Annotated in this window: 11 protein-coding genes and 4 tRNA genes; 1 reads left to right on the top strand and 14 read right to left on the bottom strand. The window is 51.5% G+C overall.

Going from position 1 to position 13,298, the window contains the following annotated elements:
* Positions 1–57: 57 nt before the first annotated feature.
* The 12 genes from rpoB to EAE_RS08255 form a co-directional block, all read right to left on the bottom strand.
* Positions 58–4,086, bottom strand: a complete 4,029-nt coding sequence (rpoB, locus tag EAE_RS08310; RefSeq protein WP_015704004.1) for a DNA-directed RNA polymerase subunit beta — start codon at positions 4,084–4,086, stop codon at positions 58–60.
* A gap of 324 nt (positions 4,087–4,410) precedes the next feature.
* Positions 4,411–4,776, bottom strand: a complete 366-nt coding sequence (rplL, locus tag EAE_RS08305; RefSeq protein WP_003033114.1) for a 50S ribosomal protein L7/L12 — start codon at positions 4,774–4,776, stop codon at positions 4,411–4,413.
* A 66-nt stretch (positions 4,777–4,842) separates the two neighbouring features.
* Positions 4,843–5,340 carry a 50S ribosomal protein L10 gene (gene rplJ, locus EAE_RS08300; protein ID WP_004097644.1) on the bottom strand — a complete coding sequence of 166 codons (498 nt, stop codon included), beginning with the start codon at positions 5,338–5,340 and terminating at the stop codon, positions 4,843–4,845.
* A 291-nt stretch (positions 5,341–5,631) separates the two neighbouring features.
* Positions 5,632–6,336 carry a 50S ribosomal protein L1 gene (rplA, locus tag EAE_RS08295; RefSeq protein ID WP_015368826.1) on the bottom strand — a complete coding sequence of 235 codons (705 nt, stop codon included), beginning with the start codon at positions 6,334–6,336 and terminating at the stop codon, positions 5,632–5,634.
* Between the two features lie 3 nt (positions 6,337–6,339).
* A complete protein-coding gene (rplK, locus tag EAE_RS08290) occupies positions 6,340–6,768 on the bottom strand; it encodes a 50S ribosomal protein L11 (protein ID WP_008808007.1) in 429 nt (142 codons plus the stop codon).
* A gap of 156 nt (positions 6,769–6,924) precedes the next feature.
* Positions 6,925–7,470 (bottom strand): transcription termination/antitermination protein NusG, encoded by a 546-nt coding sequence (gene nusG, locus EAE_RS08285; RefSeq protein ID WP_007665882.1) that lies wholly within the window; start codon positions 7,468–7,470, stop codon positions 6,925–6,927.
* A 1-nt stretch (position 7,471) separates the two neighbouring features.
* Positions 7,472–7,855 carry a preprotein translocase subunit SecE gene (secE, locus tag EAE_RS08280; RefSeq protein WP_015368827.1) on the bottom strand — a complete coding sequence of 128 codons (384 nt, stop codon included), beginning with the start codon at positions 7,853–7,855 and terminating at the stop codon, positions 7,472–7,474.
* Between the two features lie 232 nt (positions 7,856–8,087).
* A complete protein-coding gene (gene tuf, locus EAE_RS08275; RefSeq protein WP_015368828.1) occupies positions 8,088–9,272 on the bottom strand; it encodes an elongation factor Tu in 1,185 nt (394 codons plus the stop codon).
* A 115-nt stretch (positions 9,273–9,387) separates the two neighbouring features.
* A tRNA-Thr gene (locus tag EAE_RS08270) sits at positions 9,388–9,463 on the bottom strand.
* A 5-nt stretch (positions 9,464–9,468) separates the two neighbouring features.
* Positions 9,469–9,543, bottom strand: a tRNA-Gly gene (locus tag EAE_RS08265).
* Positions 9,544–9,658: 115 nt separating this feature from the next.
* A tRNA-Tyr gene (locus EAE_RS08260) sits at positions 9,659–9,743 on the bottom strand.
* A gap of 10 nt (positions 9,744–9,753) precedes the next feature.
* Positions 9,754–9,829: transfer RNA gene (locus tag EAE_RS08255), tRNA-Thr, on the bottom strand.
* A gap of 430 nt (positions 9,830–10,259) precedes the next feature.
* Here EAE_RS08255 and coaA point away from each other — a divergent pair.
* Positions 10,260–11,210: a type I pantothenate kinase gene (gene coaA, locus EAE_RS08250; protein ID WP_015368830.1), complete on the top strand. Its 951-nt coding sequence runs from the start codon at positions 10,260–10,262 to the stop codon at positions 11,208–11,210.
* A gap of 26 nt (positions 11,211–11,236) precedes the next feature.
* Here the strand turns inward: coaA and birA are convergent, their stop codons facing one another.
* Together birA and murB are read right to left on the bottom strand one after the other, a co-directional pair.
* Entirely contained in the window at positions 11,237–12,199 is a 963-nt protein-coding gene (gene birA, locus EAE_RS08245; RefSeq protein ID WP_015704003.1) for a bifunctional biotin--[acetyl-CoA-carboxylase] ligase/biotin operon repressor BirA, read from the bottom strand.
* Entirely contained in the window at positions 12,196–13,251 is a 1,056-nt protein-coding gene (gene murB, locus EAE_RS08240) for a UDP-N-acetylmuramate dehydrogenase (RefSeq protein ID WP_260768335.1), read from the bottom strand. The genes birA and murB overlap by 4 nt, the downstream gene beginning before the upstream one ends.
* Positions 13,252–13,298 lie beyond the last annotated feature (47 nt).

The following is a 13,298-nucleotide window of genomic DNA, read 5'->3' as shown; positions in this document are numbered from 1 at the left end:
TTAGCACAATCTGGCGCCGGGTTTTACCCCGGCACCAGTGACCTGTTTGAGCGAGAGTTACTCGTCTTCCAGTTCGATGTTGATGCCCAGCGAGCGGATTTCTTTCAACAGTACGTTGAAGGATTCCGGCATGCCCGGTTCCATCTGATGGTTGCCGTCCACGATGTTTTTATACATCTTGGTACGACCGTTCACGTCATCAGACTTAACGGTGAGCATTTCCTGCAGGGTGTACGCCGCGCCGTATGCTTCCAGCGCCCACACTTCCATCTCACCGAAGCGCTGACCACCGAACTGCGCCTTACCACCCAGCGGCTGCTGAGTAACCAGGCTGTAAGAACCGGTGGAACGAGCGTGCATTTTGTCGTCGACCAGGTGGTTCAGTTTCAGCATGTACATGTAACCTACGGTTACCGGACGTTCGAACTGTTCACCGGTGCGGCCGTCAAACAGAGTGATCTGACCGGAAGTCGGCAGATCGCCCAGCTGCAGCAGCTCTTTGATTTCAGCTTCTTTCGCACCGTCGAATACCGGCGTTGCGATCGGCATGCCTTTACGCAGGTTTTCAGCCAGACGCAGAACTTCTTCATCGCTGAAGGTATTCAGGTCAACTTTCTGGCGAACGTCAGCGCCCAGATCGTAAGCACGCTGGATGAATTCGCGCAGTTTCGCGACTTCTTGCTGCTGTTTCAGCATGGCGTTGATCTTATCGCCGATGCCTTTCGCAGCCATACCCAGGTGAGTTTCCAGGATCTGACCGATGTTCATACGAGACGGTACGCCCAGCGGGTTCAGTACGATATCTACCGGCGTACCGTTAGCATCGTGCGGCATATCTTCGATCGGGTTGATCTTAGAGATAACACCCTTGTTACCGTGACGACCTGCCATCTTATCACCAGGCTGGATACGGCGTTTAACGGCCAGGTATACCTTAACAATCTTCAGCACGCCCGGTGCCAGATCGTCGCCTTGGGTGATTTTACGGCGTTTCGCTTCGAGTTTTTTCTCGAACTCGTGTTTCAGTTCGTCATACTGCTCAGCCAGTTGCTCCAGCTGATTTTGTTTCTCTTCGTCGGTCAGGCCCAGTTCCAGCCAGCGATCGCGAGGCAGTTTGTCGAGCTTGTCAGCTTCAACGCCACCGGCAACCAGCACAGCGTAAATACGGCTGAACAGACCAGCTTCGAGGATCTGCAGTTCTTCAGACAGGTCTTTTTTAGCCTGCTTCAGCTGCATCTCTTCGATTTCAAGCGCACGCTTGTCTTTCTCTACGCCGTCACGGGTAAAGACCTGAACGTCGATAACGGTACCAGAGACACCGTTCGGTACGCGCAGAGAAGAGTCTTTAACGTCAGACGCTTTCTCACCGAAGATCGCGCGCAGCAGTTTCTCTTCCGGAGTCAGCTGGGTTTCACCTTTCGGCGTTACCTTACCAACCAGAATGTCGCCGCCGGTCACTTCCGCACCGATATAAACGATACCGGATTCATCCAGTTTGGAGAGCGCAGCTTCACCCACGTTCGGGATGTCAGCGGTGATCTCTTCCGGCCCCAGCTTGGTGTCACGGGACACGCACGCCAGTTCCTGAATGTGGATGGTGGTGAAACGGTCTTCCTGGACAACACGCTCGGATACGAGGATGGAGTCTTCGAAGTTGTAGCCGTTCCACGGCATGAACGCTACGCGCATGTTCTGACCCAGCGCCAGTTCACCGAGGTCGGTGGACGGGCCGTCGGCCAGGACGTCGCCGCGTTCAATTGGTTCGCCCAGGGACACGCAAGGCATCTGGTTGATGCAGGTGTTCTGGTTAGAACGGGTGTACTTGGTCAGGTTATAGATGTCGATACCTGCTTCGCCCGGGTACATCTCGTCTTCGTTAACTTTGATAACGATACGGGAAGCATCCACGTACTGAACGGTACCGCCACGTTTAGCTACCGCAGTAACACCGGAGTCGACGGCAACAGCACGTTCCATACCGGTACCAACCAGCGGCTTATCAGCGCGCAGAGTCGGAACCGCCTGACGTTGCATGTTCGCACCCATCAATGCACGGTTGGCGTCATCGTGTTCCAGGAACGGGATCAGGGACGCACCGACGGATACCACCTGCTGGGTGGATACGTCCATGTAGTCAACCTGGTCGCGGCTGAACAAGCTGGATTCGCCTTTACTACGGCAGGTAACCAGATCTTCAACAAAGTGGCCTTCGTCATCCAGGTTGGAGTTCGCCTGAGCAATGACGTAGTTACCTTCTTCGATAGCAGACAGGTAATGAATTTCGTCGGTAACAACACCGTCGGTCACTTTACGGTACGGGGTCTCAAGGAAACCGTATTCGTTAGTCTGTGCGTACACGGACAGGGAGTTGATCAGACCGATGTTCGGACCTTCAGGCGTTTCGATTGGACATACGCGACCGTAGTGAGTCGGGTGTACGTCTCGAACTTCAAAGCCTGCGCGTTCACGGGTCAGACCGCCTGGGCCGAGTGCGGAGATACGACGTTTGTGCGTAATCTCAGACAGCGGGTTGTTCTGGTCCATAAACTGGGACAGCTGGCTGGAACCAAAGAACTCTTTCACTGCTGCGGAAATCGGCTTGGCGTTGATCATATCCTGAGGCATCAGGGTATCCAGATCGCCCAGAGACAGACGCTCTTTAACCGCACGCTCTACACGCACCAGGCCAACGCGGAACTGGTTTTCCGCCATTTCGCCAACGGAACGGATACGACGGTTGCCGAGGTGGTCGATATCATCGACTTCGCCTTTACCGTTACGGATATCGATGAGCTTCTTCATCACTTCAATGATGTCGTCTTTGCTCAGGATACCGGAACCTTCGATTTCGTCGCGCAGCAGAGAACGGTTGAACTTCATACGACCAACCGCGGACAGATCGTAGCGGTCTTCGGAGAAGAACAGGTTCTCAAACAGGCTTTCAGCCGCTTCACGAGTCGGCGGCTCACCCGGGCGCATCATGCGGTAGATTTCTACCAGCGCGCTCAGACGATCGTTGGTCGGGTCGACGCGTACAGTTTCAGAAATGTACGGACCGTGGTCCAGATCGTTGGTGAAGAGCGTTTCGATACGCTTGTGGCCGGACTGGCTCAGTTTAGCCAGCAGATCCAGGCTCAGCTCCATGTTCGCCGGGCAGATCAGTTCGCCGGTCGCTTCGTCGATGTAGTCTTTAGAAGCAACTTTACCCGCGATGTACTCAACCGGAACTTCGATATGTTTGATATCGTCTTTTTCCAGCTGGCGAATATGGCGCGCGGTAATACGACGGCCTTTCTCAACGTACACTTTACCGTTGGCTTCGATATCGAAGGAGGCGGTTTCACCGCGCAGACGCTCCGGTACCAGCTCCATCTGCAGCTTGTTGTCGCGAATTTCAAAGACCACTTTCTCGAAGAACAGGTCAAGGATCTGCTCAGTGGTGTAATTCAGCGCGCGCAGAATGATGGTTGCAGGCAGTTTACGACGACGGTCGATACGAACGAACAGGTTGTCTTTCGGGTCGAATTCGAAGTCCAGCCAGGAACCACGGTAAGGGATGATACGTGCGTTATACAGGACCTTACCGGAAGAGTGAGTCTTACCTTTGTCACTGTCAAAGAAGACGCCCGGGCTACGGTGCAGCTGAGAAACGATAACACGCTCGGTACCGTTGATAACGAAGGTACCGTTGTCGGTCATGAGCGGGATTTCGCCCATGTAGACTTCTTGTTCTTTAATGTCTTTAACGGTGCCTTCCGGCGCTTCGCGCTCGTAGATCACCAGACGCAGTTTTACGCGCAGCGGTGCGGAATACGTCACGCCACGGATCTGACATTCTTTAACATCAAAAACAGGTTCGCCCAGACGGTAGCTGACGTACTGCAGCTCTGAATTACCGCTGTAGCTCTGAATCGGGAATACGGAACGGAAGGCTGCTTCCAGACCATACTGCCCTTCAGGATCTTGCTCGATAAACTTCTGGAACGAGTCAAGCTGGATAGAAAGGAGATAAGGCACATCCAGAACTTGTGGACGTTTACCAAAATCCTTACGAATACGTTTTTTCTCGGTATAGGAGTAAACCATAGGGTTCCTCAGCTCGCTGACAAGTCGACCCATCTGCCCGGAAAGGGCAGTTTTTTATGCAACACTATTTTGTTGACCGGAAAATGGAACACTTTCCGCAATGCCTGTTGCTATCACGCTTAAACCATTTCATTGCGATTTACACAGCCCAGGAACCCTAACCTGTCGCAGTATATTAAGTCGTCGATAGAAACAAGCATTGTGAGGCAAACCAGCAGTCAAACAGTGTGAAATGCTACTGGCGCCTTACAGCGCAAAAAGGCTGGTGACTAAAAAGTCACCAGCCTCAGCCTAATTTCTCAGGCTGCAACCGGAAGGGTTGGCTTATTTAACTTCAACTTCAGCGCCAGCTTCTTCCAGAGATTTTTTCAGAGCTTCAGCGTCGTCTTTGCTGATGCCTTCTTTCAGTGCAGCCGGTGCAGATTCTACCAGGTCTTTAGCTTCTTTCAGACCCAGGCCAGTCGCGCCACGTACTGCTTTGATAACAGCAACTTTGTTAGCGCCAGCAGCTTTCAGAATTACGTCGAATTCAGTTTTTTCTTCAGCAGCTTCAGCCGGGCCAGCAGCTACAGCTACAGCAGCAGCAGCGGAAACACCGAATTTTTCTTCCATTGCAGAGATCAGCTCAACAACGTCCATTACGGACATAGCGGATACTGCTTCAATGATTTGATCTTTAGTGATAGACATTTAAATTGTTCCTGAATATCAGAATAAGTTTATACGTAAGCGAGTGCTTTACAAAGATAACTGCGATTAAGCAGCTTCTTTCGCATCGCGTACAGCAGCCAGAGTACGAACCAGTTTGCCAGCCGAAGCTTCTTTCATGGTTGCCATCAGGCGTGCAATTGCTTCTTCGTAGGTCGGCAGAGTTGCCAGGCGGTCGATTTGCGACGCCGGGATCAGCTCACCTTCAAAGGCAGCGGCTTTGACCTCAAATTTTGCATTCGCTTTCGCGAACTCTTTGAACAGACGAGCAGCAGCGCCCGGGTGTTCCATAGAGTATGCAATCAGGGTCGGACCAACAAACGTGTCTTTCAGGCACTCGAACGGAGTACCTTCAACGACGCGGCGCAGCAGGGTGTTACGAACAACACGCATGTAAACGCCAGCTTCACGACCTGCTTTACGCAGTTCAGTCATTTTATCTACAGTTACGCCACGGGAATCCGCAACTACTGCAGACAGCGCGCCTTTGGCTACTTCGCTGACTTCAGCAACAATCGCTTGTTTGTCTTGAAGATTTAAAGCCATTAGCTTTGCTCCTGGATGTTTGCCAGAGCTTATGCTCTGGAACTCACTTCACTCTATTCAACGAATAGAGCGTCTTAATACGGTGAGCAGAAACAAGCCAGAGTATCCAAAAAATAATCTTAGCGTTCTGTCACCGTCTACGCAGGGGATTAAGTTTCTTACGAAACACCTGCGGTCTTCGACGGAGGCCTGGATAGGCCAGGCTCCAACGAACAAATCTGTTAGCCGCTAACTTTCGTTAGCAAACGTGGGGGTAAGATTGTAGACAAAATCACCGCCCACGTAAAGGCATTAGTTTGCAGAAGCGTTCAGGCCAGCCTGATCTACTGCAACACCTGCACCCATGGTGGTGGAGATGCTAACTTTCTTGATGTACACGCCTTTAGCCTGAGTCGGTTTTGCTTTTTTCAGCGCAACCAGCAGAGCTTCCAGGTTTTCTTTCAGTTTGTCAGCGTCAAAGTCCACTTTACCGATGGTGGTGTGGATGATGCCGTTTTTGTCGTTACGATAACGAACCTGACCTGCTTTAGCATTCTTAACCGCTTCAGCAACGTTAGGAGTTACGGTACCAACTTTCGGGTTTGGCATCAGGCCGCGCGGGCCCAGAACCTGGCCCAGCTGGCCAACAACGCGCATTGCATCCGGGGAAGCAATAACAACGTCAAAGTTCATTTCGCCTTTCTTGATCTGGTCAGCCAGATCTTCCATACCTACCAGCTCGGCGCCTGCAGCTTTAGCAGCTTCAGCGTTCGGGCCCTGTGCAAATACGGCAACGCGAACAGAACGGCCAGTACCGTGCGGCAGTACAGTTGCACCACGTACGTTCTGGTCAGATTTACGAGCATCGATGCCCAGGTTTACAGCAACGTCAACGCTTTCAACGAACTTAGCGGTCGCCAGTTCTTTCAGCAGAGAGATGGCTTCGTTGATGTCATACTGTTTAGTTGCATCAACTTTCTCACGAATCACGGACATGCGCTTGGTCAGTTTAGCCATTTCTTAGTCCTCCACTACCAGGCCCATGGAACGTGCAGTACCTTCGATGGAGCGAGTCATCGCTTCAATGTCGGCACCAGTCATGTCGGCAGCTTTGGTCTGCGCGATTTCCTGCAGCTGAGCGCGGGAAATTTTACCAACTTTATCTTTGTTCGGCTTACCAGAGCCGGACTTGATACCAGCCGCTTTTTTCAGCAGAACTGCTGCCGGCGGAGTTTTGGTAACGAAAGTGAAAGAACGGTCAGCGTAAACGGTGATAACAACCGGGATTGGCAGACCTTTTTCCATGGATTCGGTTTTTGCGTTGAACGCTTTGCAGAATTCCATGATGTTAACGCCCTGCTGACCCAGTGCTGGACCAACCGGCGGACTCGGGTTTGCCATACCAGCTGCAACCTGCAGCTTGACGTAGGCTTGTACTTTCTTAGCCATTCTTAAATCCTCGAATTGGGTATTAACGCTTCAGAGAAGCTCCCCGTGATTAAACATCGTTTTACGGGCCAGGCCCATAAAAACAAAAGGCGCGAAATTGTATGCCAATTTCGCGCCCTATGCAACGATTAAATCGCTGCTTTTTTGATCGCCGGCTTACGCCTTCTCAACCTGGCCGAAGTCCAGTTCTACCGGAGTCGCACGACCGAAGATAGAAACGGAAACTTTCAGGCGAGACTTCTCGTAGTCCACTTCTTCAACAACGCCGTTAAAGTCAGCAAACGGACCATCGTTGACGCGAACCATTTCGCCCGGCTCAAACAGCGTTTTCGGACGCGGCTTATCGCCAACCTGCTGCAGACGGTTCATGATGGCATCGACTTCTTTGTCGCTGATCGGCGCCGGACGGTCGGAAGTACCGCCGATGAAGCCCATCACGCGCGGGACGCTGCGCACCAGGTGCCAGCTCGCGTCGTTCATGACCATCTGAACCAGAACGTAGCCTGGGAAGAATTTGCGTTCGCTTTTGCGACGCTGGCCGCCACGGATTTCAACCACTTCTTCGGTTGGAACCATGACTTCGCCAAACAACTCTTCCATGTTGTGTAATTTGATATGTTCACGCAGCGAAGTAGCTACGCGACCTTCAAAACCGGAAAACGCCTGAACGACGTACCAGCGCTTTTTAGGAGCTTCAGACATCTCAGAACCTCAGGCCAGTGATAAAGGATACCAGGCGAACCAGAATACCATCCAGTCCCCACAGGATCAGTGACATTACTGCAGTTACGGCAGCAACAATCAGCGTGGTGTGCAGCGTTTCCTGGCGGGTCGGCCAGATCACTTTGCGGACTTCGGTTCTCGCTTCGCGGGCGAAAGCGACTGTCGCCTTACCTTTTGTCGTTAACAGAGCGACGCCACCGGCAGCAGCGATAAGAATCACCACAGCCAGCGCACGGATCGCCAGCATAATGTCGCGATAAAGGAAGTTGCCTACGATGGCTACAATCAGCAGCACGGCAACGATAACCCACTTCAACGCTTCCAGGCCGCGCCCGCTCCCTTGAGCTTCGGTATTCGCACTCATAAACCAACCTGTCACAAGAATTCAGACAAACATCTTCGCCCCGCATAAAATGCGAGGCGACCAAACCGAAATGCTCTGCTGCGTTTCGGACTTTACGCCCTCTTCAGAGCCTGTCTCAGCAATGATTATGACAAAAAAAATCACTGATGAGCCAGGTTCTGGTGTGAAAGCGTGCAAAAAGGGCATCAAATGATGCCCTTTTATTGCGCATTGCGTCAAATGTTATCAGCGATTAGCCGAGAACTTTAGCAACCACGCCCGCGCCAACGGTACGGCCGCCTTCACGGATTGCGAAACGCAGACCATCGTCCATCGCGATCGGGTGGATCAGGGTAACAACCATTTTGATGTTGTCGCCCGGCATTACCATCTCTACGCCTTCCGGCAGTTCGATGGTACCAGTCACGTCAGTAGTACGGAAGTAGAACTGCGGACGGTAGCCTTTGAAGAACGGAGTATGACGGCCGCCTTCGTCTTTGGACAGGATGTACACTTCAGATTCGAACTTGGTGTGCGGCTTGATGCTGCCCGGCTTAGCCAGTACCTGACCACGTTCGATTTCTTCACGTTTGATACCACGCAGCAGAACGCCTACGTTCTCACCAGCACGGCCTTCGTCCAGCAGTTTGCGGAACATTTCAACGCCAGTACAGGTGGTTTTCGCGGTGTCTTTGATACCAACGATTTCAACTTCTTCACCAACTTTGATGATACCGCGCTCTACACGACCGGTAACAACGGTACCACGACCGGAGATGGAGAATACGTCTTCGATCGGCAGCAGGAACGGCTTGTCAATCGCACGCTCTGGTTCCGGGATGTAAGAATCCAGGAAGCCAGCCAGTTCGATGATTTTCGCTTCCCACTCTGCGTCGCCTTCCAGCGCTTTCAGAGCAGAACCACGAACGATCGGAGTGTCGTCGCCCGGGAAATCGTACTGAGACAGCAGTTCACGAACTTCCATCTCAACCAGTTCCAGCAGCTCTTCGTCATCAACCATGTCGCATTTGTTCAGGAACACGATGATGTACGGAACGCCTACCTGACGACCCAGCAGGATGTGCTCACGAGTCTGCGGCATCGGGCCGTCAGTCGCAGCAACAACCAGGATCGCGCCATCCATCTGAGCAGCACCGGTGATCATGTTTTTAACATAGTCGGCGTGGCCCGGGCAGTCTACGTGCGCGTAGTGGCGAGTCGGGGTGTCATATTCAACGTGGGAAGTGTTGATGGTGATACCACGAGCTTTTTCTTCCGGCGCGTTATCGATCTGATCGAATGCGCGAGCAGCACCGCCGTAGGTTTTAGCCAGTACGGTAGTGATTGCAGCGGTCAGCGTTGTTTTACCATGGTCAACGTGGCCGATAGTACCGACGTTAACGTGCGGTTTTGTACGTTCAAACTTTTCTTTAGACATCGATTGTCCCTCTAAGACACGGATAAATCGGTGATATCACCACATCAACCAGGCAACATGCCCGACTTGTTGAATGCAATAAACAGAGAGAAACAGGGAAGGAGAGATAAAGAAGTGGTGCTGATACCCAGAGTCGAACTGGGGACCTCACCCTTACCAAGGGTGCGCTCTACCAACTGAGCCATATCAGCACGTCTGGAGCGGGCAGCGGGAATCGAACCCGCATCATCAGCTTGGAAGGCTGAGGTAATAGCCATTATACGATGCCCGCATCCTGAAACTCGGCTACCCAGTTCTTTCTGTAACAAAAAAGAGATTGCTCTCTTTAATGTTGAGCTGATTAGTTTACCCAACCAACTCCGGCTACGCAAAGCGTTGCCCGAAAGTGGTGGTGGGGGAAGGATTCGAACCTTCGAAGTCGATGACGGCAGATTTACAGTCTGCTCCCTTTGGCCGCTCGGGAACCCCACCCAAATTGTTATGGTGCCGACTACCGGAATCGAACTGGTGACCTACTGATTACAAGTCAGTTGCTCTACCTACTGAGCTAAGTCGGCATCAAGTAGCGCGCATTCTAGGGAGACCTGCGAGTTCATGCAACTAAAAATTTGCATAAAACGTTCTCTTGCTCACATTTTGTGCTCTTACGCGAAAAAACGGTGTAATTTCAAACAATGGAGTGCAAAAAAAGCGCATTCCTCAACGCAGAATTTGTTTCGCTGCGCCTGTCAGATATAAGAATGACGGTTTTTTCACCTGCAAATCCTGGTGGCAGGTGCGATCGCTAACCTGCAAAGATAGCAGACTCGCTTTCTCCCCTCTTTCTACTTATTCATCACTTGTGATGCTGCTATGAGAAAGCGCCCTTCGATGAGTTTTTTTCTTATTATTCCCGGCATTCTGGTGTTACCCTCCTGCCCATTGTCCTGATTAACTAGTGTGAAGCATCACCGCTACCTCTTTTTCGGTGATAGTAAGAACATGCTTATGAGCAAAAAAGAGCAGACGTTAATGACACCCTATCTACAATTTAACCGCAACCAATGGGCTGCACTTCGTGATTCCGTTCCGATGACGCTGACAGAGGAAGAAATCGCGCGGTTAAAAGGCATCAACGAAGATCTTTCGCTGGAAGAAGTCGCCGAGATCTATTTGCCGCTGTCACGTTTGCTCAATTTCTATATCAGTTCCAACCTCCGTCGCCAGGCGGTGCTTGAGCAATTTCTTGGCACCAACGGCCAGCGTATTCCTTACATCATCAGTATTGCAGGTAGCGTTGCGGTTGGTAAAAGTACTACAGCGCGTGTTTTACAGGCGCTGCTTAGCCGCTGGCCGGAACATCGTCATGTTGAACTGATAACTACCGATGGCTTCTTACATCCTAACTCGGTGTTAAAAGAACGCGGCTTGATGAAGAAAAAGGGCTTCCCGCAGTCCTATGATATGCATCGGTTGGTGAAGTTTGTTTCTGACCTGAAATCTGGCGTACCAAATGCCACCGCGCCGGTCTATTCCCATCTCATTTATGATGTTATTCCTGATGGTGATAAAACCGTTGCTCAACCGGATATTCTTATTCTGGAAGGTTTGAACGTTCTGCAGAGCGGGATGGATTATCCGCACGATCCGCATCATGTATTTGTCTCTGACTTTGTCGACTTCTCTATTTATGTCGATGCGCCGGAAGACTTATTAAAAAACTGGTATATCAACCGCTTCCTGAAATTCCGTGAAGGCGCTTTTACCGATCCGGATTCTTATTTCCATAATTACGCAAAACTCTCAAAAGACGAAGCGGTCAATATCGCCACTTCATTATGGAATGAGATCAACCTACTGAACTTAAAAGAAAATATATTACCAACCCGAGAGCGAGCAAGCTTGATTATGACCAAAAGCGCAAATCATTCGGTCGATCAAGTTCGCCTACGGAAATAAAAAAGGGAGCGCAAGCTCCCTTTTTTCTATTCAGCGCTACGCAGCGATATCTCGCCTCCCACCCATGGTTTAATTACCCCATCCTGCTCGAGTAATAATGCCCCTTGAGCATCAATTCCGCGAGAAATACCAAATATTTCCTTATCACCAATAATCAGCTTCACCGGCCGATTAATAAAGTTATCCAGTTTTTCCCAGCGTGGCAGGTAAGGTGTTAAACCTTCCTGTTCGAATAGTTGCAAACCGGTACGTAATGCTTTCACCAGACGCGCCGTCAGGGTGTTACGGTCAATGAAGACTCCCGCCTCCTGGAGGCTGATCCACCCCTGATTGACAATGTCAGACTCAACGCGGCGCATCACGAGGTTGATACCAGCGCCGCTGACGATTTGCGCGGCATCACCGGTTTTGCCTGTCAGTTCTACCAGGATACCGGACAACTTGCGGTCCTGCAGATAGATATCATTCGGCCATTTGACCCGAACGTTATCCGCCCCCAGGCTCTGCAGTACTTCTGCAATCACAATACCGATCACCAGGCTCAAACCAATCGCAGCAGCAGGGCCTTGTTCCAGACGCCAGTACATGGAGAGATAAAGATTGGCCCCAAACGGTGAGAACCACTTACGCCCGCGGCGGCCACGACCAGCCTGCTGATATTCAGCGACACAGGCATCACCTGATTCCAGTTCATCCAGACGATCCAGCAAATACTGGTTGGTGGAATCAATCACCGGCAGCACGGTAATACGACCTTGTTCAATCTGGCCGGCAATCTTTTGCTCGTCCAGCAATTCAATCGGTTCAGGGAGGCTATAGCCCTTCCCTGGTACGGTAAACACATCAACACCCCAGTCGCGGAGCGTCTGCATATGCTTGTTAATTGCCGCGCGGCTCATCCCCAGGCGTTCGCCGAGCTGTTCGCCAGAGTGAAACTCGCCATCCGCCAGAATAGAGATCAGCGTCAGGGGTACGGTATTATCTTTCATGCAATCACCTCTTCCGCATTCACTTCACCGTTCTCTGCGATGAAGCGCACTTCAGGCTGGAGCCAAACATTAAATTTCTCGCCTACCTGCTGGCGGACATAGTGTGCCAACCCAACGACATCATCGCTGGTCGCCTGGTTATCGTTGATCAGCACCAACGCCTGCTGACGGTGAACGGCAGCCCCGCCGATAGTTTTCCCTTTTAGCTGGCACTGGTCGATAAGCCAACCGGCTGCCAGTTTAATGCTGCCGTCAGCCTGTGGATAATGCGGCGCGTTAGGGAATGAAGCCAGCAGCGCCTGGGCAACTTGAGCGCTGACGACCGGGTTTTTAAAGAAGCTACCGGCATTACCATTCACTTTAGGATCCGGTAACTTGGTCATACGCATGTGACAAACGGCATCGAATACCTGGCGTGGGGTAACAGTTTGCGGATCGAGGCGGGTTAAATCACCATAGGTCAGGACGGGCTGCCATGCTTTTTCCAGCCGTAGCCCAACAGCCACTATCGCGTAACGATCCTGATATTCATGTTTGAAAATACTGTCGCGATAGCCGAAACGGCACTCTGCGGCAGAAAGGCGCTGCTTGCGACCTGTTTCGAGTTCGATACAGTCTACGTATTCACATACTCGCTGCAGTTCGACGCCATAGGCACCAATATTTTGAATTGGTGAAGACCCCGCGCAACCAGGAATTAAGGCCAGATTTTCCAGCCCAGGCATTCCATTTTCCAGCGCAAATTGCACCAGTTGATGCCAGTTTTCACCGGCGCCAACGTGCAAACGCCAGGCTTCAGACGTTTCGCTTACCTCGATCCCCATGATGCGGTTGATGATCACCGTGCCGGAATAGTCTTTCAGGAACAGAACGTTGCTTCCTTCTCCAAGGATCAGACAAGGTTGGTGTTCTGCAGCAGCGGCTTGCCAGGCAGCCAGCAACTGTTGTTCATTTTCAGCAAGTACAATTGCTTTGGCAGAATGGCTAATGCCAAAGGTATTCCAGGGTTTGAGGGAGAGGTTCATAGTGGCTTCCTGATGCAAAATCAGCATTAGTTTACCGTATCTGGCGAGGGAAGGCTTGCCTGAATAATATCGGT

This window comes from Klebsiella aerogenes KCTC 2190 (assembly GCF_000215745.1).
Lineage (GTDB): Bacteria > Pseudomonadota > Gammaproteobacteria > Enterobacterales > Enterobacteriaceae > Klebsiella > Klebsiella aerogenes.
Note: the sequence above shows the minus strand (reverse complement) of the source record. Positions and strands in the feature narration are given on the sequence as shown.